This window comes from Pseudobacteriovorax antillogorgiicola (assembly GCF_900177345.1).
Classification (GTDB): Bacteria; Bdellovibrionota_B; Oligoflexia; order Oligoflexales; family Oligoflexaceae; genus Pseudobacteriovorax; species Pseudobacteriovorax antillogorgiicola.
On sequence record NZ_FWZT01000004.1, the window covers coordinates 1 to 24,138 of the forward strand.

Below are 24,138 nucleotides of genomic sequence, written 5' to 3' on the forward strand. Positions count from 1 at the left end.
GTGAAAGAAGGAAAAATCACGGATAAGCTACCACCAGTTCTGCCTTTAGTGCTATATAATGGAGAGAAAGAGTGGAAGGCAGGCGTCTCAATGGCAGATTTGCTACACCCAGACTGTCCCGATACCTTGAAGCCGTACCAGCCTGAGATCCAGTTTTTCCTTCTTGATGAAAAACGTGTACCCGTGAGCGATGACGACATCAGCTCGGATAATCTTGTGGCCCCGATATTTGCCTTGGAGCAGGCGGACCATAAGAATCTGTACACGACGTTTTTGCTGTTGAAACGTGTTTTGGAAAGTTCTCCAGAATTCGCAGATATAGCTCAAGCATTTATCGCGTATGTAACAGCCGTGACTCGGGCGGAGGAAAGAGATCCTTCGATTAAAGTGAAAAGTTTGGATGAGGTTGAAATCATGCTTTCTAAAAAAATTGATAATTGGATTGCAGAGGGTGAAGCTAAGGGCAAGAAAGAGGGCAAGAAAGAGGGCAAGATAGAGGGCAAGATAGAGGGTAAGATAGAGGGCAGAAAAGAGGCCCAACTAGCGATAGCACTGGCACTTCTTCAGAAAGGTCTCGATAAGGCCATGATTGCTGAGGCAACCGAACTATCGCTGGAGGAAATTGAAGACCTAGCCAAAAATGTCTGAATCGAGTCGATGTCTTTGGCCCCTATGGGAGCTTTTTGCTAATCTCGTCCCATGGGTCGAGCTAGGCAAGACATCGTGAAACCTTCTTCATTACTCCACGTGACTTTCAGGTGTCACAATCGGGAATTCTACTTTCATTCGCCAGAAATGAAAAAGCGCGTCTATCAGATTCTTTTAAAGTACCGTGAGACCTTTAATGTTCATAGATTTGACCGGGTGATCATGAGTAATCATGTGCATCTGCTTGTGTATAGCCCAGATCGAGAAACCCTGTCTCGATATCTGCACAGTACCAACCTAGCGATTGCTAAGGTGATCAATCAAGCATTCAAAAGACGAGGGCAAGCCATCGAGGATCGCTTCAAGTCTCCGGTGATCGAAAATGAGAGCTATGCTCTGAACACGGTGGGCTATATCTGGCTCAATCCAGTACGAGCAAAGCTAGTTGATCCCCAGAATGCTCAAAACTATCGCTATAGCTCTCTATTTTTTAAATGGCGAGGACTTGACGATCCCTTGGTGTCAGATGACTCTGTGTTGTCTGAACTTCTTGGGATTAGCCTTTTGCATGGTAGGTCCGTTCAGGAGTTTGCTCGCTATTGGTTGGAGATCGTTCTTAATCGGATTTCTGGCTATATAAGTGAGGTATTTGAAAACCTTCACTCAGTTGGTAGTTATGACTTTTGGAAGATAAGGCGCTTGATACCTCGGCTTTCGTCTGCTTGAACTTGGCTACAAGTAGGATAAATTCAGCAGATATTGTATCTGCAATTCCCTCTATTGTCTTCTTAGCTTATAACTCGTCATTTTATAATCTTCGATGTGAAATTTTCCCGCGTTGGATTGAATTTCTTTGCTTCGTCTTTTCATAGGCCTTGATTTCTTTGCTTTGACTTCGTTTGCTTAGGGTTTTTAGGGTGTTTTTTGATAAAGTGCTGGTTTTGCTCTCAAAGGTATCCGTTACGGTTATTACAAAGGTATCCGTTACGGTTATTTCGTTTGCTTAGGGTTTTTAGGGGGTTTTTTGATAAAGTGCTGGTTTTGCTCTCAAAGGTGTCCGTTACGGTTATTCGGTTATTTATCATGATAACATGCTGGTTTTGCTCTCAAAGGTATCCGTTACGGTTATTACAAAGGTATCCGTTACGGTTATTGATTTCGATGCTCTGACTTCGTTTGGGTTGGGATTTTTAGGGTATTTTTTTCGATAAAGTGCTGGTTTTGCTCTCAAAGGTATCCGTTACGGTCGCTTTTGCCGAGAAGGCTAAGAAAGATACAATCAAATAACGAAATATTAGAAGAGCTACGATGTCACTGTTCCTTTGTATCTAATTTGCTATTTTGATGAGAAGAGGGTTCCGGTAAACGCAGAGGATATTTCTGCCGATAACTTAGAGCCTATCCGAAAACCTACGAATATGATAAAGAGAACTGGTTAGGAGGCGAGCTATGACCAGTTTTTCAAAATACCGCATGCAGTGTCTGACCCCTCTCCGAAGGGAGGACGTCCTCGTCGGAAGAACTTACGTGATATCGCTGATGGCATTTTCTATAAGCTTCGCACGGGCTGCCAATGGAAAGCTGTTCCTAGATGTTTTGGTCCGCCAAGTACAATTCACGACTATTTTACTCGGTGGGTAGAACAGGGTGTTTTCGAGAAGCTCTGGGAGTTGGCTTTGAAAGAATATGACGAGCTACAAGGCATCTCTTGGAAGCATCAATCAGTTGACGTAGCAATTGTCAAGTCACCGCTAGCGGGGAAAAAAACAGGACCAAATCCGACCGACAGAAGAAAGCTTGGCAGCAAACGCTCCGTCCTGGTAGACGAGCTTGGAGTGCCACTCAGTTGCGTGATAGCTCCTGCAAATGTGCATGATTCTAAGTCATTCCAGGAAACCCTTAAGAGCCGAAAATTTCGCAGACGACGCAATAGGTGTCGAAAGACTATGCATCTGCATGCGGACAAAGGTTACTCGTCAAAAAAGTGTAGAGAAACTTGTAGAAGGCATGGCTACATTCCGGTCATTCCAAATAAGAAAAGGCGAGATCGAAGGGGAAGACCTCTTATTAAGAAAGACAAGAAACGATGGGTAGCAGAGGCTTCATTTGGTTGGCAAAACCAGTGTCGCAATATCAAAACCCGGTGGGACAAGAAAGCCAGCCATTATCAAGCACAGCTACATATCGCCTTTGCTCACATAGCTTTCGCGAAGTCAGGAGTTTTCGGATAGGCTCTTAGTAGCGTCTGTCTTTGCGTTAGAGTGGGCCGATCAAAAAGGCTTATTTACCACCTTTCTTAAATTAAAGGCGGTATTGGAGAAATCTCCAGAGCTAGCAATCTTCTACTAGACGCTTCTCTCCGATGGTTTGATATTTATCTCTAGCGCCTACAATTTCCTCATGCTGCAACCTAACCAACTTCTCAAGGTCCTCAACTCGCTTTGTCAAATCCTGAGCCAAAACAGGTTGAGAGATACAAATGACACTCAAAAATAATAGAAACCAAGGGCCGCGCACCATTATAAGCTCCCAGAAATCTGGTTTAGTCATCAATGTTTATCATAGAACAGTTTTAGAATAATGAAACCGGTAGGATCTACCTACCAAACCGCTCCATCAAGCCTAAACATCCATCGCAGACAACCGAAACTAAAATACGAAAAGACAGTCACAGGAGGTCGATCATGTCTTTCATTAAGCTATTACTAGTTCTTGCGATGCTTCACCCCCTATCAGCCAAAGCAGAGATCCTAACCCATTTGGGATTTAACTACGAAGAAGAGAAGGTCGATCAGGGCAGTGTTGGTGAAGTTCAGCAAACCAGACAAACCTTGAATCTAGGCATCGGCTATCTATTCGATTTTGGTCTCTTTCTAGGGCTTAAGTACTATCAGAAAAATGTCATAAATGATCTAACAGTTACGGTAGCTTCGACAACAGTTACCACATCTACCAAAGATCTGACCAGCGGTTCGGGGATGACTCTCGGCTACTATGTAGACTTCGGCTTGGTTCTGCAATATAGTTACCTGTTTCAAGACCCAAAGCGAGAATCGGCTGATGTCACATATTCGGGAGGTACAGCATCAGTGATCGACCTAGCCTATGTCTACTGGATCGGAAACTTTGCATTTGGCCCTCAGCTAACGCAAACCACATTTACCTACGAAGAGCAGGAAGATGCGGGAGTGGTGACTGAAATAGACATAACACATACCCATTTGATGCCGATGATTGCTCTGTGGTTCAAGTTTTAATGGTAGCTGAATAAAGCCAAGTGGCAAGGATTTACAATTCAAAAATTTTGACGCTAGATCAATTGATTCAAATTTTTTAATTCTCTCAACATCTTTACGCAGTGCTTATCTTGGCGTTTTTGTACTCAATTCGTTTTGTTTTGTGAGCCCCACAAAATCTCTCCCAACTTCATATGAAGATATCTTGAAACCTCAGAAATATCCTATTCTTTTGAGCATTCTGTGAGCCTTCTAAAAATACTTCTGGCAGTTCAGTCATGAGGAAAACTGAATTGTGAATCTTAAGTATGTCCCCTCAAACTGGTTCTAAAGGCAGCTGTCTCTTCTTTGTCACACTATTACGATTCGTCGTGATAGCTTGTTAAATTGGGGAGATCGAATAATGTTGAAGACAGTTATCGTGAGTCTATTCGCCCATGGACTCCTGCTAACTAGTGCTGCCTTTGCTGAGCAGGCTAGTTCTCATGAAATCTATGTTGAAGAGGTATCTCAGCAAGATCTAGGTGATACGATTATCTTAGGAGACAGTATCTTCGCCTTGAATGGTGAAATCGAACGACGACTCGAACGCAATTCAGGGCAACGCATCACATCCTATGCTCGCAATGGGGCAGAGATGGATGATGTGGTGCAGCAGTACTATCGTGCCCGTGCTCGTGGCATTCCACAGACGGTGATTATGAATGGTGGTGGTAATGATGTGCTGGGTAACATCACATCCTGCCGGTTTCTTAATTCTCGCTGTGTCAATGCTATTGAAGGAGCGATTGATCAAGGTGTCGATCTGATTCAACTCATGGAAGATGATGGCGTTGAACGAATCGTTTATCTTGGCTATTACTACACCAAATTCATTGGTGGTGGCCTGGATAATGCTATCGATTATGCTATGGCACGGATTCCGCAGATCTGCGGAGCTACTAACCTGCCATGTGATGTTGTTGAAACCCGACGTCTGATGAATGGTTTCGGCAATCGGATCATCGATGGCATTCATCCTACCTTCCGTGGATCGCGAAAAATGGCAGATGCCATCTGGGAGGTGTTACGCTAATCATCATTTCGTGAGCCCCTTGGGCTCACGGCTTATTAAGAGAAGCAAAACCTATGACACTTCGTTACGCCTGTAAAAATACCCGTCAATCTACGATTTGTACTATCTCCTCGCATTTTTTTAAGCCTTGTCTCATAGATTTTTCTTCCATTAATAATGAGTTTCCTGTGAGCCGTGGTGAGATGGAAAAACCTGGATGTTAATGTGCAGTAGGCTATCGGGATCATCACTTTGCAAGCTGCTGTGCATGGCTAATAGGGATTCTTTAAACTCTTTAAGCTTGCTCTTGTACTCATCTTTTTTGATGGTGAGAATCGTTGATGCAAATAGAGATTCATCTTTCTTGGAAAAATATCGAGGTAAATTGTCCGAAGATGACTGTAAAGAAGCCTGGAGAAAGTTGATGGAAGCTTCAGTATCGCCGTCATCATAGAGATAAAGTATCGATTGGCTCTCTTGGCGGTAAGTATAGTTCCCGGTATGCTTTTTTTCGATAAGTCCTTCTTTTAAGAGGAGTGCCAGGGCTCGATCCACTTCAATACCCCGGTCTTTGCCGAAGTATCTAACAAGATCCTTTCTCTCCGGTTCGTTAGAGAACAGCGCAAAGGCGCAATAAACTTCCACCGCAAAGTTCATTCCTCTTATCCTAGCCTTAAACACATCGAGAGGCCCTTCAATTTGCCTACGAAGCACTTGACAATGAGCTTGATGAGAGTCTTTTTTGGTGGCCGATTTTTCATGCTCCCAATCGAAGAGAGCTAAAACGTAATCAATGTGCTTTTTTTCGGCTCCCAGAATGGTCAGCAGTGATTGCCAGTGTGGCCTTGAAAGCTTCCTCCGGCCGCGGAGTGCTTCAGAAAGATTGGAGCGAGACTTGAGACCGATTTTCTTTGAGAGAGCCGCCAGGGTTTGATGCACATGTTGCTTTTGATAGGCTTTGATCATCTGATCAAGAATTGTGATGCTTCGTTCATGATTCAGGATGATCTGAGAATAGGTATCCAAGGGCTTCAATTTTCTATCCGTAACTGTTAAGACCAAGGGTGACAACGGCTTCCCAGCACCATTGGTTGGGACTTATGAAATCTAACATACATAGCGAGAAAAACCATGCTTAGGAAACATCTGCTTCACGGAACTTTGTTAGCCAGTACTTTTTTTGGCCTTGGAAATTGGCGAGCGGTTGCCGAAGTAGCGCCAGAAAAGCCAAAGGTTTCTGGCACCATTAGCATCATCGATCCATCTGACTCAGAACGTCTCTATACAGTTATCTACGGCAAGCCTGCTCAGTTACTCTATGAGCGAATCGATCCGATCAGTCTCCATCAAAGTTTTTATCCAAAGGGTAAGATTGAAACAGTCGATTCTTCTGGGATGCGCTGCTACAAGAAAACAGAGAATCGATTGGTCAGAATTCCCCCTTCAAGGCAGTTGATTGGGATTAAAGCTGTGTCCTACGCTTGTACGCTTTATCTATTTCCCAATGAATCTGATATCCGCAATCCTAGCTTCGATAAAGGTGGTGTGACTGTCGGCAATTGGCAGAGAACTGATGCGATCTATGTTAGCCAAGACAGTCGCTTTCTTAGTCGTCAGCAACTAGAAAGCTTTGATTGGAGCCGCGTGCTGCCAATAGATCCTGCATATCCACCGGAAGTGCATATTAGCAATCCCTAATCACTTTTCTACGCTGGTTTTCAGGGGTGGTCTCAATTTGAGAACGGGAACTGCTCCTGAAGCCTTCTCGGCCCTTGTATTCAAGGGCAAGACTCCCTAGTTTGAGCGCAACACCTTAGGGTGAGAATCAGATCAAAATAGAAGGAGTTTAAACATGCGTTCATTGGCTATTGGTATTCTTTTTGGCTTAACTGCTCTTTCGGCAAATGCAGCAAGTCTTCGTCCTATTGTTGTTACAAGCGGTGACTTTAAGATGTACGAAGAACCTTTTCAGCAGCCAAATGTAGGCTGTGATCTTTTTGAGGCACTCTCTATCAAGGCATTTGATAAGAATACTTTTGGATTGGCAAAATTAGAGCGAACGCTCGATGGCTACTGCAAGATTGGTTACAACCCCAATCCAAGATCTTACTTCCTAACTGCAAAGCCAGCTGGTTGTGGGTCGGTAAAATACGAAGGTATTCGCAAGAATTCTGAAACTGGCGAACTTGATACGGTAGATATCATCGATCATCGTGGCCGTCTTTGCAAGGATCTCGTTCCAGCGAAAATTATTGTCAAGGAAAGTCTAGCGGGACAAGGTTATAAGTGGTTCAGCTACTCGCCAATTCGCAAGTAACAGAGCTTAGCAAGGAGGTCAAAGGGCCTCCTTGCAGTTAAAGCCAGTTTATATGGTTATGATGAACTCACCCATGACAGATACCTGCTGGCCAGGTCTCAGGAATTTACGATTGAACAAAGATTTTTCAAGCGCTGGTTCAATGAACTTTGTCGCGGGTTCAATTGATAAGACGTGTAAACGGCCGCGCCAACCAACCACTGCGTTGATTTCATATAGCTGGCCTTCTTCGATGTGAAACTCTTCGTTCAGGTTTAGCACCTTGACTTCATCACCTAATCTAATGGCTAGAGACCGACCTTGGTCAACAATCATAAGCTGTTGCACACCTGGGACCTCTATGACTGGTGTCGAAAGCCAGGTGGGAATGTTCACAGGCACTGACAAAGCTTGCCCTGTGATGAGCAGCCAGCAGAAAATAGCGCCTAAAAGTTTGAGTTTAGATGCGATCATAGTCTCCCCTTCCCCTTGTATATTTGCTATAGGTGTAACACCTCATGGTCGTCTACGGTCATCTAATCGAATCGAAGGAACAATGGCAAGTTCAATCGGGGATTGTGAACGAAAGACTATAGATAGATTTGCGAATCTGTTTGCAAATTTATCCGAGGTGTTTACCAAGAATTTTTCGATTAGATAGGTGCATCATTGATCGACTTTGCCACACTGGAACGCCAACTGATCATCGCACTTCGGGGTTCTCGGACCCAAGGGATGATGAATAAGAAGCTCGGCTATCACTTTAATCAGTATTACCGGTGGGAAAGCGGCAAAAAACGCGTAATGTGGACTGATTTCCTAGCTATTTTGAAAGTTGCTGGCAGGAAGACCGTTTTTAAAAATTGGTTATCACGAATACTATCTTACAACTGTAATCTATCAAAACCTGCCGAGATTTTGGAGAGGCTTAAGGGGGCTGATTCAACCAAAGAGTTTGCCGAAAGGCTAGGTGTTTCGCGGCACAAGCTCTATCGGTGTTTGGCGGAGGATCAAGAGCCGCCAATTAGGCTATTACTAATGGCTATCTTTAAGGTGAAAATCGGCTTTCTAGCTGGAGTCTTGGAAGATCTTGTGGGTCTCGATAAGATCGATGAATTCCCTCTGCAAGAAAAAAGTCGTTATCGCCTCAGTGAAATCTTTGCCAGAGAGCCAATTTTGCCCGCTGTGATCCGCTGTTTGGAATTGGATGACTATGTGAGCCTTGACCGTCATGTGGATGGCCATATAGCGGCTCGCCTTGGGATTCCTTTGGAGGATGAGCGAAACTATCTGCGCTTGCTGCTAGAGGCCGGAAACTTATCCCTCTCGGGAGCTAAGTATATTGTCAATGATACGACAATTCATTTCAACGGTTCCTTTGCGCAGCGACAAGATATGAAGCGATTCTGGTTGAAAAAAACAGATGAATCCATCGCTAGCATGAAGGATGGTGATGAATCTGGTTTTTTCGGGGTCAATATTCTTACTGCCAATGGCGCTGTGAAAGAAAAGATTTCTAAGAAGATCTACGAGTGTTTTTACGAGGTCAGCCAGATCTTAAAGGAAGAGGACAATGCCAATCCTGAGCACATCCTTGTGGTCAATATGCAAGTCACCGAACCTTTTATTCCACCTTCAGATTGAACTCTGGCCCCCGATTAGTCTATTGCTATCTTATAAACTTGTGGTTTTTGAGAAAGTACTAGATTTGCGATCCCCTCTGCAAATATGTTCATAGAACATCCGTGCTTTTGCCTAGAAGCCATTGCAATCAAATTTGAGATCTCGTAAGTCTAGTGCAGAGATTCAAACACCACCAAGGAGATTGAGATGATTAAAAAGATACTTTGCATGGCGTCACTTGCGATTATGTCGGTAGGAACAGCCCATGGGAAAGAGTGTACACCAGAGGAGTACGTCTCGGGTATTATTGCAACGCCTTATGAAAACCCTTCAAACTGCGATTTTGTGATCACTGGCTATGAAGCTACAACAGTTACTGGGCTTTGCTTTCCAGACTCGCTTCTAGATGCCGCGAAACGCTTTGCTGACCGCAAGATTCCTGCAGGAATCGCAGGTTTTTTCCCCAGTGAAGGTGGTAAGACACCTATGAATGTATGCGAACTCTACTGGGAAGACTAAGGTCTTTCTTGATTTCTTAGATTATCGAACTAAAGGAGAATGAACATGAGATACTTAGCGACGATCTTAGCAATGGGTATGCTTAGTTCTGCAGCTATGGCAGATGTTGAGAAAACATTCTATAGCAGCGACGAGCAAACTATAGCATACAGTGGACCCTTTGATGGGAAAGGAATCGCATGGTTTCAAAGAGACTTCTGTCGTGACCAAGGCTTTGAAAAAGCTGTAGATAGCAAGTCCGAATTTCAGGACTTTGAGCTAGTGTTCGAATACATTACTTGCTCACGATCAGCTCTTACAGAGACGTTCACTTCGGATGACGGGCGCGCAATTCTTTACTTTGGTCCCAGCGATGGTTTAGGGCTTTCGCGCTTTGAAGATCGCTTTTGCCAAAGTAAAGGCTATCAAACAGGCGTCGATCGGGACTACACCCGCTATCTCGATGTGGTTGTATTCCATAGCCTCACCTGTAGCGAATAGCCATGTTCTTTGAGGAGAGATTGCTCTCCTCATTTCAGAGTATAAAGGTTTCTATCCAAGCCTCGAATCCTTTCAAGAAAACAGCATCTTAACGAGTAAGTAAAAATTTTGATAAGTTTTCGAAGATGCTCTCCGAAACGCTTAGTATAACCACGCAGCGAATACCAAATCATCAACGAAGTAATAATCTGCTACCTACCATCAATCTCCCTGTTAGAGACTTAAGGGAATCTTATTATCTTGTTTTGGAGTGTTTTGATCATCGGTGAATGTTGTCTACTTGATTTTAGCGGCTATCGAACATGCGCTAAACTTCAAGATGAGAAGAGCACTTCTTGATTTCACGCCATAGAGTTTAAGTGACTTTCATGGTTCAGGAACGCCCACCCTTTCTGATGGCTCTTGCCAATTGGGTCAGTGGACGAAGGGATGGGCGTTCCAGTGTATTCAGTCTTAAGTTTGACTAAACTCAAAAGGTATTCTCGATATTCAATGTTGTATATTGCTGGGAGTCAGGGCGGGCCACCGCTGGCCGGGGAGCCAGCGATGTCCTCTTAGGGGTTTACCACGCCGGGGACAAGTCTCGGCGAAGGTACTGCATTGATTCCTGGGAGCAGACATGTTTTCAATCCACTCCTCTAACACCCCTATCGGTTCATCTTTGTAAATTCTTAAGTTGTAGTCATAGCACTGCAAAAGTATTAGTTTTTCTGAGCTACCGCCATCCAAGTTGCTGATTCGCTAAATCATTCTTTGGTGACTTAGATTTGATGTGGTTTCCAGTTGATGTTTGGATCTTAAAAAATGTTTCAGTCTCTTTAACTTGCAGCTTAGTCTCCATAAGCGGTCTTCTTTATGAAATTTTCCAAAAACCATCACCATTTCTTTGTTTGAATCTTAACGTTCCTAAAGAGAATAGAGATCAAAACAATCGTAACTTAGGAGTGCATATGAAATTCTTGGCCCTGGCTGCGTCTATTGTCGTAGCAAGCTCTGCCTTTGGCGTAACAGCTTATGTGGAACGAGTTGTTGATGGTGATACCGTGAAAGTTAGCATTGATGGTGACACCGAGACTATGCGCTTAGAGTGTATCGATGCTCCAGAATCGCGCCAGGAATTTGGATACGAGTCGACACGTGCTTTGACTCGTCTTGTGGAGGGCCGTACGGTGGACTTAGAAATCACCGGTGAAGATCGTTATGGTCGGCTCCTGGGCTTCATCTTTTCGAATGGCCGCGACATTAACCGCTATCAGGTGCAGCAAGGCCTAGCCTGGAACTATACCCAATACTGCGGCGATGAATATGCAGCTGAAGAAGAGGCGGCGCGGGATGCTGGTCGCGGCCTGTGGGATGGTGAGGATCCAGAAGCTCCTTGGATATGGCGCCGGAATAACTAGTGCATTTTATGTGTCCTTTCTTAACCTGCTAGAATAAATACTCATAGTCAATTAAACACCTATTCAAGGGTCATGACTCTATCATGGCCCTTTTCGCTATTCTGCGAGTTCTGTTTAAATTACGTAGAGGAAGGCCTTTCACAGGTTTCTACAAGAAAAATCTTAATAATCATTAAAAATTATAAAATAAAATTAGTGAAAATAAGATTATTGCTTGTGGTTTTCGTAAACTATCGCTAAATATGAGAGCGAATCCCAAACAGCAGTATCAAGTCCCAAATTGGCATGAGGGACCTTTTTTTGACTGTGGGTTTGGTTGTCTGGCCAGTCATATGTTCGAACAGACAAGGTTATACGGGTCTAAATTTAAACAGCCTTTGATAAAGTGGTAAGGAGAAGGTACATGCGTTTAACATCCTTAATCTACGTCCCAGGCTTGCTGGGAGCCCTGACTCTACCGGCAACCCTCCATGGACAAGAGGAAAGCATCGAGAAACTAGAGGTTACCGGCTCACGTCTGAAGCGAGCGACCCTCGAAACATCGAGTCCCATCAAGGTTATCGATCGCGAGCAGATCGAAATCAGCGGGGTCACCAGCGTTGGCGACTTGATCCGAAAATCTGCATCGAGTTCTCCGACTGGTAACTTCTCGGGCTCAAGCGGCTTCGTGGCATCCGGTGCCGCAACGATCGACCTTCTTGGTCTCGGTTCCGATCGAACCCTTGTCCTTCTCGATGGCAAGCGAATGCCAATCGACCAAGGCCTAGGTGCCGTTAATATCGATAACATTCCTATCTCTCTCATCGAAAGAATCGAGATCTTATCGGGTGGTGCATCCTCCGTTTACGGTTCAGATGCTGTTGGTGGTGTAGTCAACATCATCACCAAAAAAGAAGTTGATGGAGCTTTAGTTTCAGTCACGGCTACTGGCACACAAGGTGGCGGCGGTGAAGAAACTGATATTCAGGCTGCCTTCGGAGGCAAGGTAGGCCCTAACTTCAACTACGTAGTCACCGCAGGTTACAAGGGTCGGCAGCCGATCTATAAGCAAAATCGAGACCTAGCCTACGTGAAACGGCCAGAACGAGCTTTCACAGCTGGCAATCCTCCTGCAGGCGGATATTCGTACCGTCCGATCTCTTTGGATGGTGAAGGAAACTATGTTGTTGGTAACTGGACACCAAGTGAGTCTTGTCCCGCTGAAAATCAGGTGGCTACGGTGCCAGCTAATCCCCTTAATGTTTACTGTGCTGGACCCCGCGCTGGCCGCCCTGTGGAACTGATTCCTAAGAAAGAAGAGGCTTATGCATCTGCATTCTTCAACTCATCAATCAGCGATTGGAATCTCTCGGGTGTTCTAACCTACAGCAATAGTGTGAACACAACCGACAATGGTGTGTTCTATTCATATGGATACGATCCCTACTCGGGTGCTCAGCCAACGATCACGCTAACTGATGCCGAAAAAGCTGGCTTGAACCTGACAGGGGCTGGTGACGTTCAGTTCGTCCAGATTCTCGCACCTATGCCGGGCCAACCGAGCCGAACCTATATCAATACCAACGAAACCTATGGTAGCAACCTAAAGTTAGAAGGTGATCTGAATAACAACTGGACCATGAGTTCGGCTTTCTCCTACTTCATATCAAATGCTGATCGCGAAGGTAAGAACATTACCAACAAGGATACGCTACAAAGTTTGCTGATAGCTCCCGCTGGATCAACGCCGGAATATAGCCTTATTGATGCTGATCGCGACCTGTCAGTCATTTCAACAGCTTTTGAAGATTTACAGTCTAGTGAGACGAGTACCCAGGCATCGGCAGATGTCTTCTTCTCTGGTGAAATCGGTCAGCTCGGTGGCGGAGCATTCAGCCTTGGTGTGGGTGCCTCATTGGTGCAGGAAACCTTTGAGCAGAATCCAGACGAGAAAGATACGCAATTCAATGAAATAAGCGAATCACCGGTATTTACGGGAACCTTTGCTAATAGTGGTGAGGGCGATCGTAACGTCGGATCGGTATACGCCGAATTTAACGCCCCTCTGACGGCTGCGGTAGAGCTTGATGGTGCGATTCGTTACGACAACTACTCTGACTTTGGGGATACGACGAACTTTGGCCTCGGAGCGAAAGTTAAGGCACTAGATTCTCTTACCTTCCGTGCGAAAGGCTCAACGAGCTACAAGGCTCCATTGCTTTCCTATATCAGTCAAGAGGGTGGCGGTGGCTACTACACCGTGCTCGATGCACTTAACTGTGAGCAAGAGATCAAGGATAACCAAGTTTGTGACCCAGCGAACCCAACTCGTCAGGTCTATGTAGATAGCAAAGGTAGCGATGAACTTCAGCCCGAGACTGGCGTGAGTTACACCGGTGGTTTCATTTTTGAGCCTATCCAAGGTTTAGCGCTTCTTGCTGATTACTACCATGTTGATCTTGAAAGTACGTTCAAGCAAGACGAGGTCCAGGAAGTTGTAGACGAGTGGTACAAAGATAACGGTCTAGAAGGTAGCAGTGGTGATAACATTAACGGCAACGTTGTTGGAGTCGATTCTAACGGTATCATTAGCCGAATCAGCCGCCCCTATCGTAATTTAGGTAAACTCCAAGTTCGTGCGGTTAACCTAAGCACCTCTTACCGCGAAAAGTTTGGTTCCATTCGCTTCGTCTATTCGAATGAGTACTTCCGCATGTTGTCCTATAAGCTACAAGAAGCCGAGGGCAAGGAACTGAAAGAGCAAGTTGGATACTTTGGCACTCCTGACTACCGGTACAACAATTCCGTGTCACTAGGTTATGACATTCACAGCATGACTGTTCGTGCTCAGACCATCGCTGGAACTGAGATCGATCCTGAGGATGCAGATGACGATAGCATCGGTTCTAAAGTAGGTGAGTACACCGAATACGATCTAGCTTACTCCATGAACTCTGCTGGGTTTGGGAGCCTTCAGATCGGTGTTAACAATGTCTTCGATACCATTGGTGGCATTGAGGATGGCAACTTTCTGAGATCAGAGAGTGTCGAAACAACAAGCCTTTATAGCTACACAGGTCGTAGCTATTTTGTGAAGTATACGCAAACCTTCTAAGTTACTCATGAGGGAGTGGTGCTCAAACCACTCCCTGTTTCTTTCTTACTGAACGTAAAGATTCCTCCCGGGTGCCCGCACTTAATATTTCCAAATACAACCTTTTCGCTCTCAACACCATGCTGAACCACCGCTGAATGGTGCAAACGGCCTAAATTAAGTGATCAAATTCGAGTAAACTACACGTCAATCTAACTATTTATAGTAATCTGTGCGAATGGTACAAAAAAAGTATTAAATCAGGGTCTCCAGAGTCCGAGTCTCCTACATAGGAGGGTCAAAATGATATTGATTGTCGACGATGAAGAAGATGTTCGTCAGGTTACCATAGCCTTACTTGGAGTCGATGAGCCAGCTGTTGCTGAGGCGGCAGATGGGTTTGAGGCTTGGGAAAAAGCTGCGTCTCAAAAATTTGATTTGATTATCTGTGATTATCATATGCCTCATTGCGATGGCCTAAAGTTTGCGAGTACTGTCAGGCAAAAAGAGAACCCAAATCGAGACACACCCATCATTCTGATTTCGGGCTACATCGGTTCTCTACCTGAAGAGGAGTCGCTAGAGAATATTTACTTTATTAGCAAGCCAGTGAGCGAGGGGCAGCTACATCGTATGATCCGTATCGTTACTGGTGGGGCCATAAATCCTATGCGGAAAGGGGCTTAGATGAGCCAAGTTGATATCCGCAGGGAGTTTATCGAGGAAGCCACAGAACTCATTGAGGATTGCGAAGTCGCTCTCACTAATTTGAGTAAGCAATCGTATAATCCAGAAGCTGTGGATCGATTATTTCGCGACCTTCATACGGTGAAAGGGTCTGCAGGGGTTGTGGGCTTCAGCAAGCTTTCTGAATTTGTTCATGCCGTCGAAGACGCCGTGAACCTGTATCGCGAGCAGGGTAAGATTCCCGACCAGTCGCTCACCATCTTAGTGGAAGCCAATGACTGGATCGCTTTCTGGCTGGAGAAGCTGGCCGATGATATGGACTACTGTCCGGGAGACGTTGAGCTTCTCGACCATCTGAACATGCTGAAAGTTAAGGAAAATATTGATCTTCGTGTTGAGCTGAAGGATAACGCTCCTAGTTTTGGAACTTTCGAAGATGAGCCTTCAGAGGACAATCAACCGACAGTGATGCTCGTGGATGACGAGCCTACCATGTTACAGATTTTAGAAACCTACTTGAGCGATCTGCCTGTAAACTTCGTAAAGGCTAACTCAGCGCAAGAGGGGCTTGAACAATTCAACAAGAACGAAGTTGATGTCATAGTCTCTGACCTGCGAATGCCCGATATGAACGGTGTGGATTTTATCACTGAAGTTCGTAAAAGGGATCAGAAGGTCGAGGTCGTTTTTTTCTCGGCTCATGCAAATCGACAAAGCTTAGAGCAATTTATCAAGCTTCGAACTTTTGCCTTTATCGATAAGAGTGAAAGTCGTATCGAAATCCTCAATACAGTGGCAAATGCTGTCAAAACTAAGCGGGTGGCCGATGCCTTAGCTTGTTTGACGAAACTTAATTTTGAAATCTACCTCGATTTCAATCTGCTTCGTAATGGCAAGCCAGTAGAAGATAGAATCCAGAGTAAACTTGAGAAAGTCGCTAAGTTAACATCAATTATTTCTGATCCAGAACTAGTATTGGGAATGGATTTAAAAAGGATAGCTTAGATAAAAGGAGTTCGCTATGCGTATGATACTGGCCATTGATGATTCAAAGGTAGCCTTAATGCAGGTTAAAAAGTATGTTCATAAGATATTTCCCGACTGCGAACTCATCAGCAGCACGAGCCCTAGCGAGGGAATCGAATTAGCAAAGAAACATGGCAACAATATTGATCTTGCCATCATTGACTTTAACATGAAGGAAATGACTGGTCTTGAGGTGTTGGAGTCGATCTGCGACTCCGTGGATATCAACAAAATTGTTATTTGTACTGCGAATCTTCAAAAGATCCTGGAAGCCAAAGTCACAGAACGAGGTGCTCGATATGTTGAGAAACCTTTGAGTCAAGAGAAGATGAATCAGATTTGCGAAGAGCAGAGTCGAAAAGCATCTTAGGAGTGTCCCATGAAACTAACAGAATGGCAGGAAGAGCTTCTTAAAGAAACATTTAACTTGGGAGTGGGTAAGGCTTCTGCTTCAATCGGTGAGCTTGCTGGTTGTGAGGTTGAGCTAACTGTTCCTGAGGTTCAAATTTGTCAGCTCAAAACCTTGGTCAATGATATCTCAGCGATGGAAGGCAGCAGCCTCTCCGCTGTCATTCAAACCTACTCGGGGCCTTTCGAAGGAACAGCAATGATGCTCTATTCAGAAGAGGCTAGCCTCGATCTCGTGCGCTTGATTATGGGTTCCGATACTCCCTCCGAGCAGCTTTCAGAGTTAGAGTACGATGCTCTCTGCGAAGTGGGTAATATTGTACTCAACGGCTGTCTATCGTCTCTTGGTGGGCTATTTGAAGCGGAGATTGAAACAGAACTACCAGAACTTCTTTCAGGAACTACAAAAGATGTTCTTACCCTCGAAGGAAAGCTCGACGAAGGAAAACAAGTGGTCTTTCTGAAGATGGGATTTCAAGTGGCGACGGGTAAATTGCAAGGTTATCTAAGCTTTATCCTTGATACTGATAAAATACATAATCTTTTAGAATGCCTGGAAAATTACTATAGGAAAATCAGTGCATGAGGAACAAGATTCCAAGGCCTTTACTGGAAACTGCGGTTTACTCAGCAGACTACGGTATTATCATTCTTAACAGTAAAGAAGAAGTTCTTGTGTGGAATGACTGGCTTGCTAAGCACTCTGGTGTTGCGAGCGAGGAAGCCTTGGGCCGAAAATTGGGCGAAATATTCAACCTTGAAGACAAGAGCAAGGTCCTCAAAGCGGTGAGGGAATCTCTTGTTCAGGGCAAGAGCACCCTACTGTCTCAGTCCTTTAATCCCCATCACCTTCCCCTCTATCGCAAGGTAAGCAAGAAATCCCCCATGACGCAGAGGATTGTCGCCAGACCTCAAAAGTTTGAAGGCGAGCGATATTGTTTTCTTGAAATTACCGACCAAAGTGCAGGTGCGGAAAGGGAAAAGTACCTTGCTAGAACCAAAGATTATATAGGTAAAGTGATCGAGTCGATTCAAGAAGTTATGATTATTCTGGACGCAGATCATATTATTTGTGAGGTCAATAAGGTTGCGACTCAGGTTCTAGGCTATCAGGCGGATGAGATGGTTGGCAAGCCACTGGATATGCTACTCTGTGAGAGTGGTGATCAATCAGCTCATGACTTCATATCTGCGGATATGGAGAAGCCGTTGAAAGACCTTGAAGTTACAATGAGGACTAAATCTGGTAGCCAACTAACGGTGATCCTATCGGGCTCCCATATCAACCGTAAGGATAACGAGGATACCAGATTTGTTGCGATAGCTAAGGATATTACGGAAAGACGTAGGGCCGAGGAACAGGTTGTGGCCCAAAAAGCACAGCTCGCAGCAGCATCAAAGCTGTCAGCCCTGGGAGAGATGGCCGGGGGGGTGGCACACGAGATCAATAACCCAGTGGCGATCATACACGGGCTTGCCTATCGACTCAATAAGACCCTCAAGAAGCAGGGGATACCAGAGGATTCGGACCTATTTAACATCATCTCTGAAATCGACCAAACTACCACTAGAATCACTAAGATTATTAAAGGCCTTAAAGCCTTTTCTCGTAGCGGTGATAAAGATGACTTTATGCCAGCTAGCCTAAAGCAAATAGTTGATGATACCCTCGCGCTATGTGCTGAAAGCTTTAAAATGGTTGGAATCACCTTGGAAGTCACCGACGTTCCTGACAACCTCGTGGTTGAGTGTCGGCAAATACAAATTTCTCAGGTACTTCTCAACCTCTTGAATAATGCTAAAGATGCGGTGAATGATCTCGATGATCGTTGGATCCGGGTGTGTGTTCGTGCGAGTGATGAAAAAGTCATGGTCAGCGTCGAGGATTCAGGGTCTGGGATTCCTGAAGATAACATCGAGAAGCTATTCCAACCATTTTTCACAACCAAGCCTGCCGGGCATGGCACAGGGCTAGGACTTAGCATCTCGAAGGGGCTCATAGAAGACCACCATGGTCATTTTTTTTATGACTCGAAATCTGGGAACACGCGTTTTGTAATCATACTTCCGTTAAGACAAACTCGCGATAAGGTTGCTTAAATAGGAGATACCCATTGAAATCAGTTCTACTTATTGATGATAGTAAGTTTTCCTGTAAGCGGGAAGGTGAGATGATTCAAAATTTTCACTCTGGAGTCGATGTTACACTAGCCTATTTGCCAAGCGATGCGATTCGGTTGATTCGAGACGAAGGCAAAATCTTTGACCTGATCTTTTTAGATTTCAATATGCCGGAAATGAATGGCTTGCAGCTGCTAGATGAGCTGAAAGATCATGTGGATCTTGCCAAAGTAATACTACTCACGGCGACTTCGGCTTTTGCTACAAAGTCTCAAACCCTTCCCGAGGGGGTGAGGTTGATCCAAAAGCCCCTTTCCATCGAAAAGTTGGAAGCCACCTTAGGCAAAGACGAACTTCAAGAGCAGGCATCATGATTCAAGTCGTTCCAAATGATTGGGAAGTTCGTATCAAGCGTATGTTTGATCAGGGGCTAGATCAGGCAACTCAAAATCTGAGTCAAATGTTTCAAGAGGAGACCAGCTTCTCTATTGAAGATTCATCTGTCGTATCATTTGGCCCCCAATCCAGCCAAAGCCTTTTGAAACCTTATGTCGAGGCCTATGGAATCGAACTGAGTGGGGGGACAGAGGTTCTCGGTATGGCAGCACTTCTCTTTTCTGATCAAGAAGCTGATCATCTGGTGGCAGATATCTGCCAAGAAGATAATGTATCTGATGACTACAAAACTGACGTTCTTTGTGAACTAAGTAATATTATCATCAACACCTGCATCCAAGAACTAGCACCAGAGCTTCATGATAATGTTATGGGCGGGATTCCTCACCGATTGCAAGAGGCTCTACAGAAGCAAATCCTTGATAGTGCTAGCTATTTACTTCTAAGTTCAAAGTTTGTTAATCGTCGGCGAGATCTTAGTGGTACGGTAACGATTATGTTACCAATGCAAGCATTTAGAATAGCAGCCTAAGAATTTGCAATGATTTTTTAACTAAGCATTGGGCACGTAGCTCTTGCTGTTTAATGCTTTGTAGTCATCGATGATCTTATCGATATCGGGATCTTCAAGGAAGGTAAGTTCTGCTCCAAATCCTGGAGGTAAATCACCCTCGCTTTGTTTTCGGGTCCATAGTACTTGGGCTTGGCCATTGAGGGGCTTTAATTCATCAAACGTAAAGGTGAAAGCGACTACATCGCCAGGCCGTGGCATTTCCTTGGGATCAGCTAAAAAGAAGCCTCCGGTTCCTAGGCGTAGCCGTCCTTGGGCGGATTCTGCTGAACTAAAGTTCTCTGCGAGGCTAAGCACCGGGGAATCAATCTTATTTTCGACTCCCCACCGACTCGCTATGGGAGTTAGCTTTGATTTTACAGTTTCGATAAGTGCTTCATAGTCGATTGGTTTGGGAAACACAGCCTGTGCTCCTTTAACTAAGGCTTCTTGAACTGTATTTTCAGAGAAGGCTGTGACGAGAATCACTGGGGGTGGGTTATCCATGGTTTCCTGGATGCGATCTAGGAGTTCGATCCCCGACATGTTCGGCATTTTTACATCCGAAACCACAATATCAATTTCATGATTTGCCATAAGGTTGAGCGCTTCCTGACCAGAACCAGCACTGATAACGTGAAAGCCAGCATCCTCTAGCTCTTCAGATACGATTCTACGAATAAGGTGTTCATCGTCGAGAACCAGAACAGTTGAACTCAAGCGAGCCTCCCTATGAGTACGGACGCTTCCCCATAAGCTAGCATCATTGCCTTGGAAATTTATGCATCAAGGAACTATTATAGGACATTGTAGCGATATCGTGAAAGATTTTCTACAATAGCCTTGACATCAATCGTTCATGAGCAGCATATGGCAGAGAATAAATACTGGGTTTGTGCCCTTGGAGTCGAAGCAGCTTCACGGCAGATCCTTGATCAAGTAGTGACGTCCTGTGGCTTTAGGTTCGCTGACTTTGAAGCGAGTCAGGGTCTCTATGACTTTCTCTCTAAGAAACACTTGTTCGCAGCTTTGATCTTGATTGACCAACATGTAGGGGGGGAAGATGCCTATGTGGTGAGGCAATATTTATTGGATCAAGGCTGGGATATACCAACTGTGGTACGCTTAGATGAAATGGTTCACTTTGAAGAGATGGACAAAATTATCAGTCTTAGAATCTGTCGGGTCATCTCGGACTATGATGTACAAGATCTAACTAACTCCATAAAGAAGTATAACCGCCGCGAGGACCTTGAGATTGATCAAGAGATACGCGAGGCCTTTATTGAGGAATCTGGGGAGCTTCTTGAAGAGGCTGAGTCGGTGATATTAGATTTAGAAAGCAATGTGTCCGACAAGGAAGCTCTGGCAAACCTATTTCGGATCGTTCACACGATAAAGGGTTCGTCTTCGGTTGTCGCTTGGAAGGATTTTGAGATATTTGTACATCGTTATGAAGACCTTCTGAGTCGCGTGGAGTCGGGCGAAATTCCAGTATCTTCGCAATTGGGCGATGTCCTACTGCTAGGCTTTGACCGGATCAAGATCCTTATTGAGGCAATAAGCTCGGAATCCGAAAATCGAGATTTTGATGTGTCTCAGTGGATTACTGATCTTGATATTTCTGCACAAGCTGATGCAAACTCAAACAAGGGCGGAGCGAGTCGTGAACCCCAGCATCCGGGAGTCAAGTCCATCAAAGTCCCTGTGGATTCTCTAAGTCAATTAAGTTACTACGTAGCTGTCATTACAGAGAATCAGAAAAAGATGGGGCATCTGATCGATCAACTTAGCCCGAAAAACTTTGAGCGGAAAATCCATAGCATTCAATTCATCAACAAAGAGCTACGGGATTTAGAAGAGGGCCTCATTGAGAAGCTTGAAGAGGTTCGTTGTGTGCCTGTAAAATCAGTGTTCCGGCCGTTCCCTCGCATTGTTCGTGACCTGTCTAAAACCTTGGGAAAGTCTGTTAATCTTGATTTGCGTGGAGAATCCCTTCGGATCGATAGTACGATTGCATCGGTTTTGAGCAATACCATGGTTCACCTGATAAGAAATAGCTTAGATCATGGTTTGGAATCTCCTGATGAACGATTGAAGCTTGGCAAGAGCGAGGTTGGCAGCCTGACAATCGTTGTAGAGAAAACCGAGGCTGATGTGATTGTGACGATTGAGGATGATGGTCAGGGGGTAAATCTGAAACGAGTTTGTGAAATTGCTGAGAAAAAAGGCTTGTACGATTCGACAACCTTGGAGTCAATGAGTGACGAGGAAAAAGCCAATATTATCTTTAGCCCTGGGTTCAGTACCTCCCAATCGGTCAGTCAGGTATCCGGGCGAGGCGTGGGTATGGACATGGTGAAGCAAACGGTCAGCTCCCTTGGTGGCTCTATTGCAATTGAATCCCAAGCTGGCAAGGGATCTCGCATTCGGTTAAGCTTTTCAAAGGGGCAGAATGTGATTTATTTCTGAGTCACTTTAAGCACTCTGATCATTGATTTGCCCTGGGGTCTTCGGCAGAGTCAAAGAGAAGGTGGCACCTTTGCCAACTCCAGGACTTTCTACCACCAGAACCCCACCAAGTTCATAAGCCATGAGCGAGCTACTATGGAGCCCCAAGCCATTGCCTGTATTTTTCGTGGTAAAGCCAAAGTTAAATATCTTCACTTGGTTTTCAGGAGAGATACCGCATCCATTGTCCCTTATGGAAAAGCTGATTTCAGTCTCCGTCTCCGAGGCCAAAGCTTGAATCCATACCTGGCGCGATTGAGCGTCGGGGGGAAAGGCTTGGATGGCATTAAGGAGAAGGTTTACGAGAATCTGGGACACTTTGCTTTGGACCGATGTTAGAGTCGTCTTATCTGCAATATCGACATGAATCTTCACTTTGTTTTTTTGAATTTCTAAGTAGCAAAGATCGAGAACTTTATCGATGATCGACTGGAGAGTCATTACCTCTTCAAGATCGGGAATCTTAGCATAATTAAGCTGTAGCTTCACAATCTCATCGACATTTTGAAGCCCTCGCCGAATGCGTTCTAGGTTGGTAATCCGTTCTTCTTTATTGTGCTCCTCTTCAGAGTTCAGAAGATTCCAGAAGTTTAAAACTTCGCGGCCTTCCGCTTGAAGATAGACTTCCAATTCAGGTACCTTCTCGCGTACAAGAGCGACAAAGTTTTTCGCTCGGTTGGGATAAAAGTCCCTGTGAGCCTGATCGAGAGCCTCCGAACAGCTTACAAAAAGAGATGTCATAATATTACCGATATTATGAAGAAAGCCGATAGCCACTTCAGCCATTCCAGCTTTTCTTGAGGCCTCAACCAACTCTCTTTGATTCGCTGTAAGCTGTTCTGTTTTCTTGATAACCTCATACTCGATGAGCCTCAAGATTCTAAGATTTTCGAGTCTCGATACAGCGGCACCAGCTAGAGTTTCTAGGTAATTCTGGTCGATACTGGTGACGGCTTTCTGATGATCCAAGTGGGCGACGATCAAACCGAAGCACGTCTTATCAAAGTTTACCAGAGGGACAAATATGTTTTGGCCTTCCATATAGGGGGCCACGTCGATCGAGGCACGGGCGATCGCTTTCTGACCATGGGTTAGAATATCTTGTTTCTGGCTTTGCCAGAAGCTTACGAGGTTCGGTACAGTGATCATTCCACGGTCGTTGCTTTCGATAAAAATGATATGTTCTGCACGGAGTTTCTGTTTGAAAGAGTTGAGCAATAAGCTGTGAACATCAGCTTCGTGGCTGAGCCGCGCAATTCTAAGGCTAATATCATTGATAGCGACAAGATCCATAATCTTCGTCCGAATGGAGTCACGCATGAGCATGAAGCTTTCGGCAAGGCTTCCTAACTCGTCTTGAGACTCCACAATGAAGTTATGGTTAAGATCACCTTCTGAAAGACGCTTCGCTCCATGGCTCAGAGTCTCCAAGGGCGTTTTTATAATGTTGCTCAGGTAGCGTGATGTTACCAGGGCAACCACCAGAGTTGCCAATAGACCCATAATAAGTGCAAATAGCGTTGTTTCGATCACCCGCTTGCGCATATGGGATAAGTCGAAAGCCACGGTTATTAGAGCTATAAACTCCTGATCACGATAAATCTCCCGAGATTTACAGAAATACTCTGAAGATCTGCAAAGAGTTTCGAGTGGGTTGCCAGTTGCTAGGTTATTGGATCGATAAACGAGGTCTCCTTCGGCGCTAACGATCTCGATGCTATGAACATCAGGATCAAGGACGATTGATTGGGAAAAATCGATGATAACTTCTTGGCTAAAGTTCCAAATCGGTTCAGCGAGAGATTTGGTTGAAAGGTGAAGAGATGCATCCGATTTGGCCTCTAGGAAGGCCATTGAGTCAAGGTATTGCTTCACTCCCAAGGCGATCGATAGGATGCAGGTGCCTATAGCGATCGTGCTCAATACGCGACGATTGATGCGACTCGAAATGCTTTTTCGACCAGAAGGCATATCTTACCTGCTTGATGGTAACTAAACGCAATGGTCCTGAAGACTTATTCGGTCTCGCGGCCGCCGGAGCTAAGAGAGTGGGGAGGTAAGTTTTTCTGATTGAATTTATGTGGGTGGAAATCCATCCCGCAGAGGTGCG

General features: G+C 44.9%; 25 protein-coding genes. 20 read left to right on the plus strand and 5 right to left on the minus strand.

The genetic code is table 11. The features are described from left to right. The 3 genes from B9N89_RS06185 to B9N89_RS06195 form a co-directional block, all read left to right on the plus strand. On the plus strand, positions 1 to 648 hold a 648-nt coding region (locus B9N89_RS06185), incomplete at its 5' end, for an Rpn family recombination-promoting nuclease/putative transposase (RefSeq protein ID WP_200820677.1). Between the two features lie 51 nt (positions 649 to 699). Continuing rightward, positions 700 to 1,374 carry a transposase gene (locus B9N89_RS06190; RefSeq protein WP_132317059.1) on the plus strand — a complete coding sequence of 225 codons (675 nt, stop codon included), beginning with the start codon at positions 700 to 702 and terminating at the stop codon, positions 1,372 to 1,374. A 752-nt stretch (positions 1,375 to 2,126) separates the two neighbouring features. Then, complete coding sequence (locus B9N89_RS06195; protein WP_159455181.1) at positions 2,127 to 2,879, plus strand: IS5 family transposase; 753 nt, start codon at positions 2,127 to 2,129, stop codon at positions 2,877 to 2,879. A gap of 100 nt (positions 2,880 to 2,979) precedes the next feature. Here the strand turns inward: B9N89_RS06195 and B9N89_RS31270 are convergent, their stop codons facing one another. Beyond that, positions 2,980 to 3,198: a hypothetical protein gene (locus tag B9N89_RS31270; RefSeq protein WP_132317055.1), complete on the minus strand. Its 219-nt coding sequence runs from the start codon at positions 3,196 to 3,198 to the stop codon at positions 2,980 to 2,982. Positions 3,199 to 3,332: 134 nt separating this feature from the next. Here B9N89_RS31270 and B9N89_RS06200 point away from each other — a divergent pair, with 134 nt between their 5' ends. Both B9N89_RS06200 and B9N89_RS06205 read left to right on the plus strand, forming a co-directional pair. Next, positions 3,333 to 3,905 carry a hypothetical protein gene (locus B9N89_RS06200; RefSeq protein WP_132317053.1) on the plus strand — a complete coding sequence of 191 codons (573 nt, stop codon included), beginning with the start codon at positions 3,333 to 3,335 and terminating at the stop codon, positions 3,903 to 3,905. 382 nt (positions 3,906 to 4,287) lie between these two features. Continuing rightward, on the plus strand, positions 4,288 to 4,959 hold the full coding sequence (locus tag B9N89_RS06205; RefSeq protein ID WP_132317051.1) for an SGNH/GDSL hydrolase family protein: 672 nt from the start codon (positions 4,288 to 4,290) through the stop codon (positions 4,957 to 4,959). A 150-nt stretch (positions 4,960 to 5,109) separates the two neighbouring features. On the opposite strand, the gene B9N89_RS06210 is transcribed toward B9N89_RS06205, so the two are convergent. Further along, a complete protein-coding gene (locus tag B9N89_RS06210; protein WP_132317049.1) occupies positions 5,110 to 5,973 on the minus strand; it encodes a TIGR02147 family protein in 864 nt (287 codons plus the stop codon). Between the two features lie 96 nt (positions 5,974 to 6,069). Between B9N89_RS06210 and B9N89_RS06215 the strand changes: the two genes are divergently transcribed. Further along, entirely contained in the window at positions 6,070 to 6,636 is a 567-nt protein-coding gene (locus B9N89_RS06215) for a hypothetical protein (protein ID WP_132317047.1), read from the plus strand. Between the two features lie 154 nt (positions 6,637 to 6,790). Continuing rightward, on the plus strand, positions 6,791 to 7,255 hold the full coding sequence (locus tag B9N89_RS06220) for a hypothetical protein (RefSeq protein ID WP_132317045.1): 465 nt from the start codon (positions 6,791 to 6,793) through the stop codon (positions 7,253 to 7,255). Positions 7,256 to 7,303: 48 nt separating this feature from the next. Here the strand turns inward: B9N89_RS06220 and B9N89_RS06225 are convergent, their stop codons facing one another. Beyond that, on the minus strand, positions 7,304 to 7,708 hold the full coding sequence (locus B9N89_RS06225) for a hypothetical protein (protein ID WP_132317043.1): 405 nt from the start codon (positions 7,706 to 7,708) through the stop codon (positions 7,304 to 7,306). Positions 7,709 to 7,903: 195 nt separating this feature from the next. Here B9N89_RS06225 and B9N89_RS06230 point away from each other — a divergent pair, with 195 nt between their 5' ends. The 12 genes from B9N89_RS06230 to B9N89_RS06285 all read left to right on the plus strand — a co-directional run bounded on the left by B9N89_RS06230 (position 7,904) and on the right by B9N89_RS06285 (position 19,499). Beyond that, positions 7,904 to 8,878 carry a DUF4423 domain-containing protein gene (locus B9N89_RS06230; protein WP_132317041.1) on the plus strand — a complete coding sequence of 325 codons (975 nt, stop codon included), beginning with the start codon at positions 7,904 to 7,906 and terminating at the stop codon, positions 8,876 to 8,878. Positions 8,879 to 9,064: 186 nt separating this feature from the next. Continuing rightward, complete coding sequence (locus tag B9N89_RS06235; protein ID WP_132317039.1) at positions 9,065 to 9,376, plus strand: hypothetical protein; 312 nt, start codon at positions 9,065 to 9,067, stop codon at positions 9,374 to 9,376. Positions 9,377 to 9,421: 45 nt separating this feature from the next. Next, positions 9,422 to 9,856: a hypothetical protein gene (locus B9N89_RS06240; RefSeq protein WP_132317037.1), complete on the plus strand. Its 435-nt coding sequence runs from the start codon at positions 9,422 to 9,424 to the stop codon at positions 9,854 to 9,856. Between the two features lie 950 nt (positions 9,857 to 10,806). Beyond that, positions 10,807 to 11,256 (plus strand): thermonuclease family protein, encoded by a 450-nt coding sequence (locus B9N89_RS06245; RefSeq protein WP_159455182.1) that lies wholly within the window; start codon positions 10,807 to 10,809, stop codon positions 11,254 to 11,256. A 403-nt stretch (positions 11,257 to 11,659) separates the two neighbouring features. Beyond that, positions 11,660 to 14,350, plus strand: a complete 2,691-nt coding sequence (locus B9N89_RS06250; RefSeq protein ID WP_132317033.1) for a TonB-dependent receptor plug domain-containing protein — start codon at positions 11,660 to 11,662, stop codon at positions 14,348 to 14,350. A 282-nt stretch (positions 14,351 to 14,632) separates the two neighbouring features. Further along, on the plus strand, positions 14,633 to 15,016 hold the full coding sequence (locus B9N89_RS06255; protein WP_132317031.1) for a response regulator: 384 nt from the start codon (positions 14,633 to 14,635) through the stop codon (positions 15,014 to 15,016). Further along, positions 15,017 to 16,021: a response regulator gene (locus B9N89_RS06260; protein ID WP_132317029.1), complete on the plus strand. Its 1,005-nt coding sequence runs from the start codon at positions 15,017 to 15,019 to the stop codon at positions 16,019 to 16,021. Between the two features lie 16 nt (positions 16,022 to 16,037). Further along, a complete protein-coding gene (locus B9N89_RS06265) occupies positions 16,038 to 16,412 on the plus strand; it encodes a response regulator (RefSeq protein ID WP_132317027.1) in 375 nt (124 codons plus the stop codon). A 9-nt stretch (positions 16,413 to 16,421) separates the two neighbouring features. Next, positions 16,422 to 17,036, plus strand: coding sequence for a chemotaxis protein CheX (locus B9N89_RS06270; RefSeq protein WP_132317025.1), 615 nt, complete (start codon positions 16,422 to 16,424; stop codon positions 17,034 to 17,036). After that, positions 17,033 to 18,550 (plus strand): PAS domain-containing sensor histidine kinase, encoded by a 1,518-nt coding sequence (locus B9N89_RS06275; RefSeq protein ID WP_132317023.1) that lies wholly within the window; start codon positions 17,033 to 17,035, stop codon positions 18,548 to 18,550. The genes B9N89_RS06270 and B9N89_RS06275 overlap by 4 nt, the downstream gene beginning before the upstream one ends. Before the next feature lie 14 nt (positions 18,551 to 18,564). Further along, complete coding sequence (locus B9N89_RS06280; protein ID WP_132317021.1) at positions 18,565 to 18,945, plus strand: response regulator; 381 nt, start codon at positions 18,565 to 18,567, stop codon at positions 18,943 to 18,945. Beyond that, the gene (locus tag B9N89_RS06285; RefSeq protein WP_132317019.1) at positions 18,942 to 19,499 is read left to right on the plus strand and encodes a hypothetical protein; all 558 of its coding nucleotides are present in this window, start codon (positions 18,942 to 18,944) and stop codon (positions 19,497 to 19,499) included. Before B9N89_RS06280 ends, B9N89_RS06285 begins: the two co-directional genes overlap by 4 nt. A gap of 21 nt (positions 19,500 to 19,520) precedes the next feature. On the opposite strand, the gene B9N89_RS06290 is transcribed toward B9N89_RS06285, so the two are convergent. Beyond that, entirely contained in the window at positions 19,521 to 20,237 is a 717-nt protein-coding gene (locus tag B9N89_RS06290; protein WP_159455183.1) for a response regulator, read from the minus strand. A 150-nt stretch (positions 20,238 to 20,387) separates the two neighbouring features. Between B9N89_RS06290 and B9N89_RS06295 the strand changes: the two genes are divergently transcribed. Beyond that, a complete protein-coding gene (locus tag B9N89_RS06295; protein ID WP_132317015.1) occupies positions 20,388 to 21,989 on the plus strand; it encodes a chemotaxis protein CheA in 1,602 nt (533 codons plus the stop codon). Positions 21,990 to 21,995: 6 nt separating this feature from the next. On the opposite strand, the gene B9N89_RS06300 is transcribed toward B9N89_RS06295, so the two are convergent. Further along, positions 21,996 to 23,999 (minus strand): sensor histidine kinase, encoded by a 2,004-nt coding sequence (locus B9N89_RS06300; protein WP_132317013.1) that lies wholly within the window; start codon positions 23,997 to 23,999, stop codon positions 21,996 to 21,998. Positions 24,000 to 24,138 lie beyond the last annotated feature (139 nt).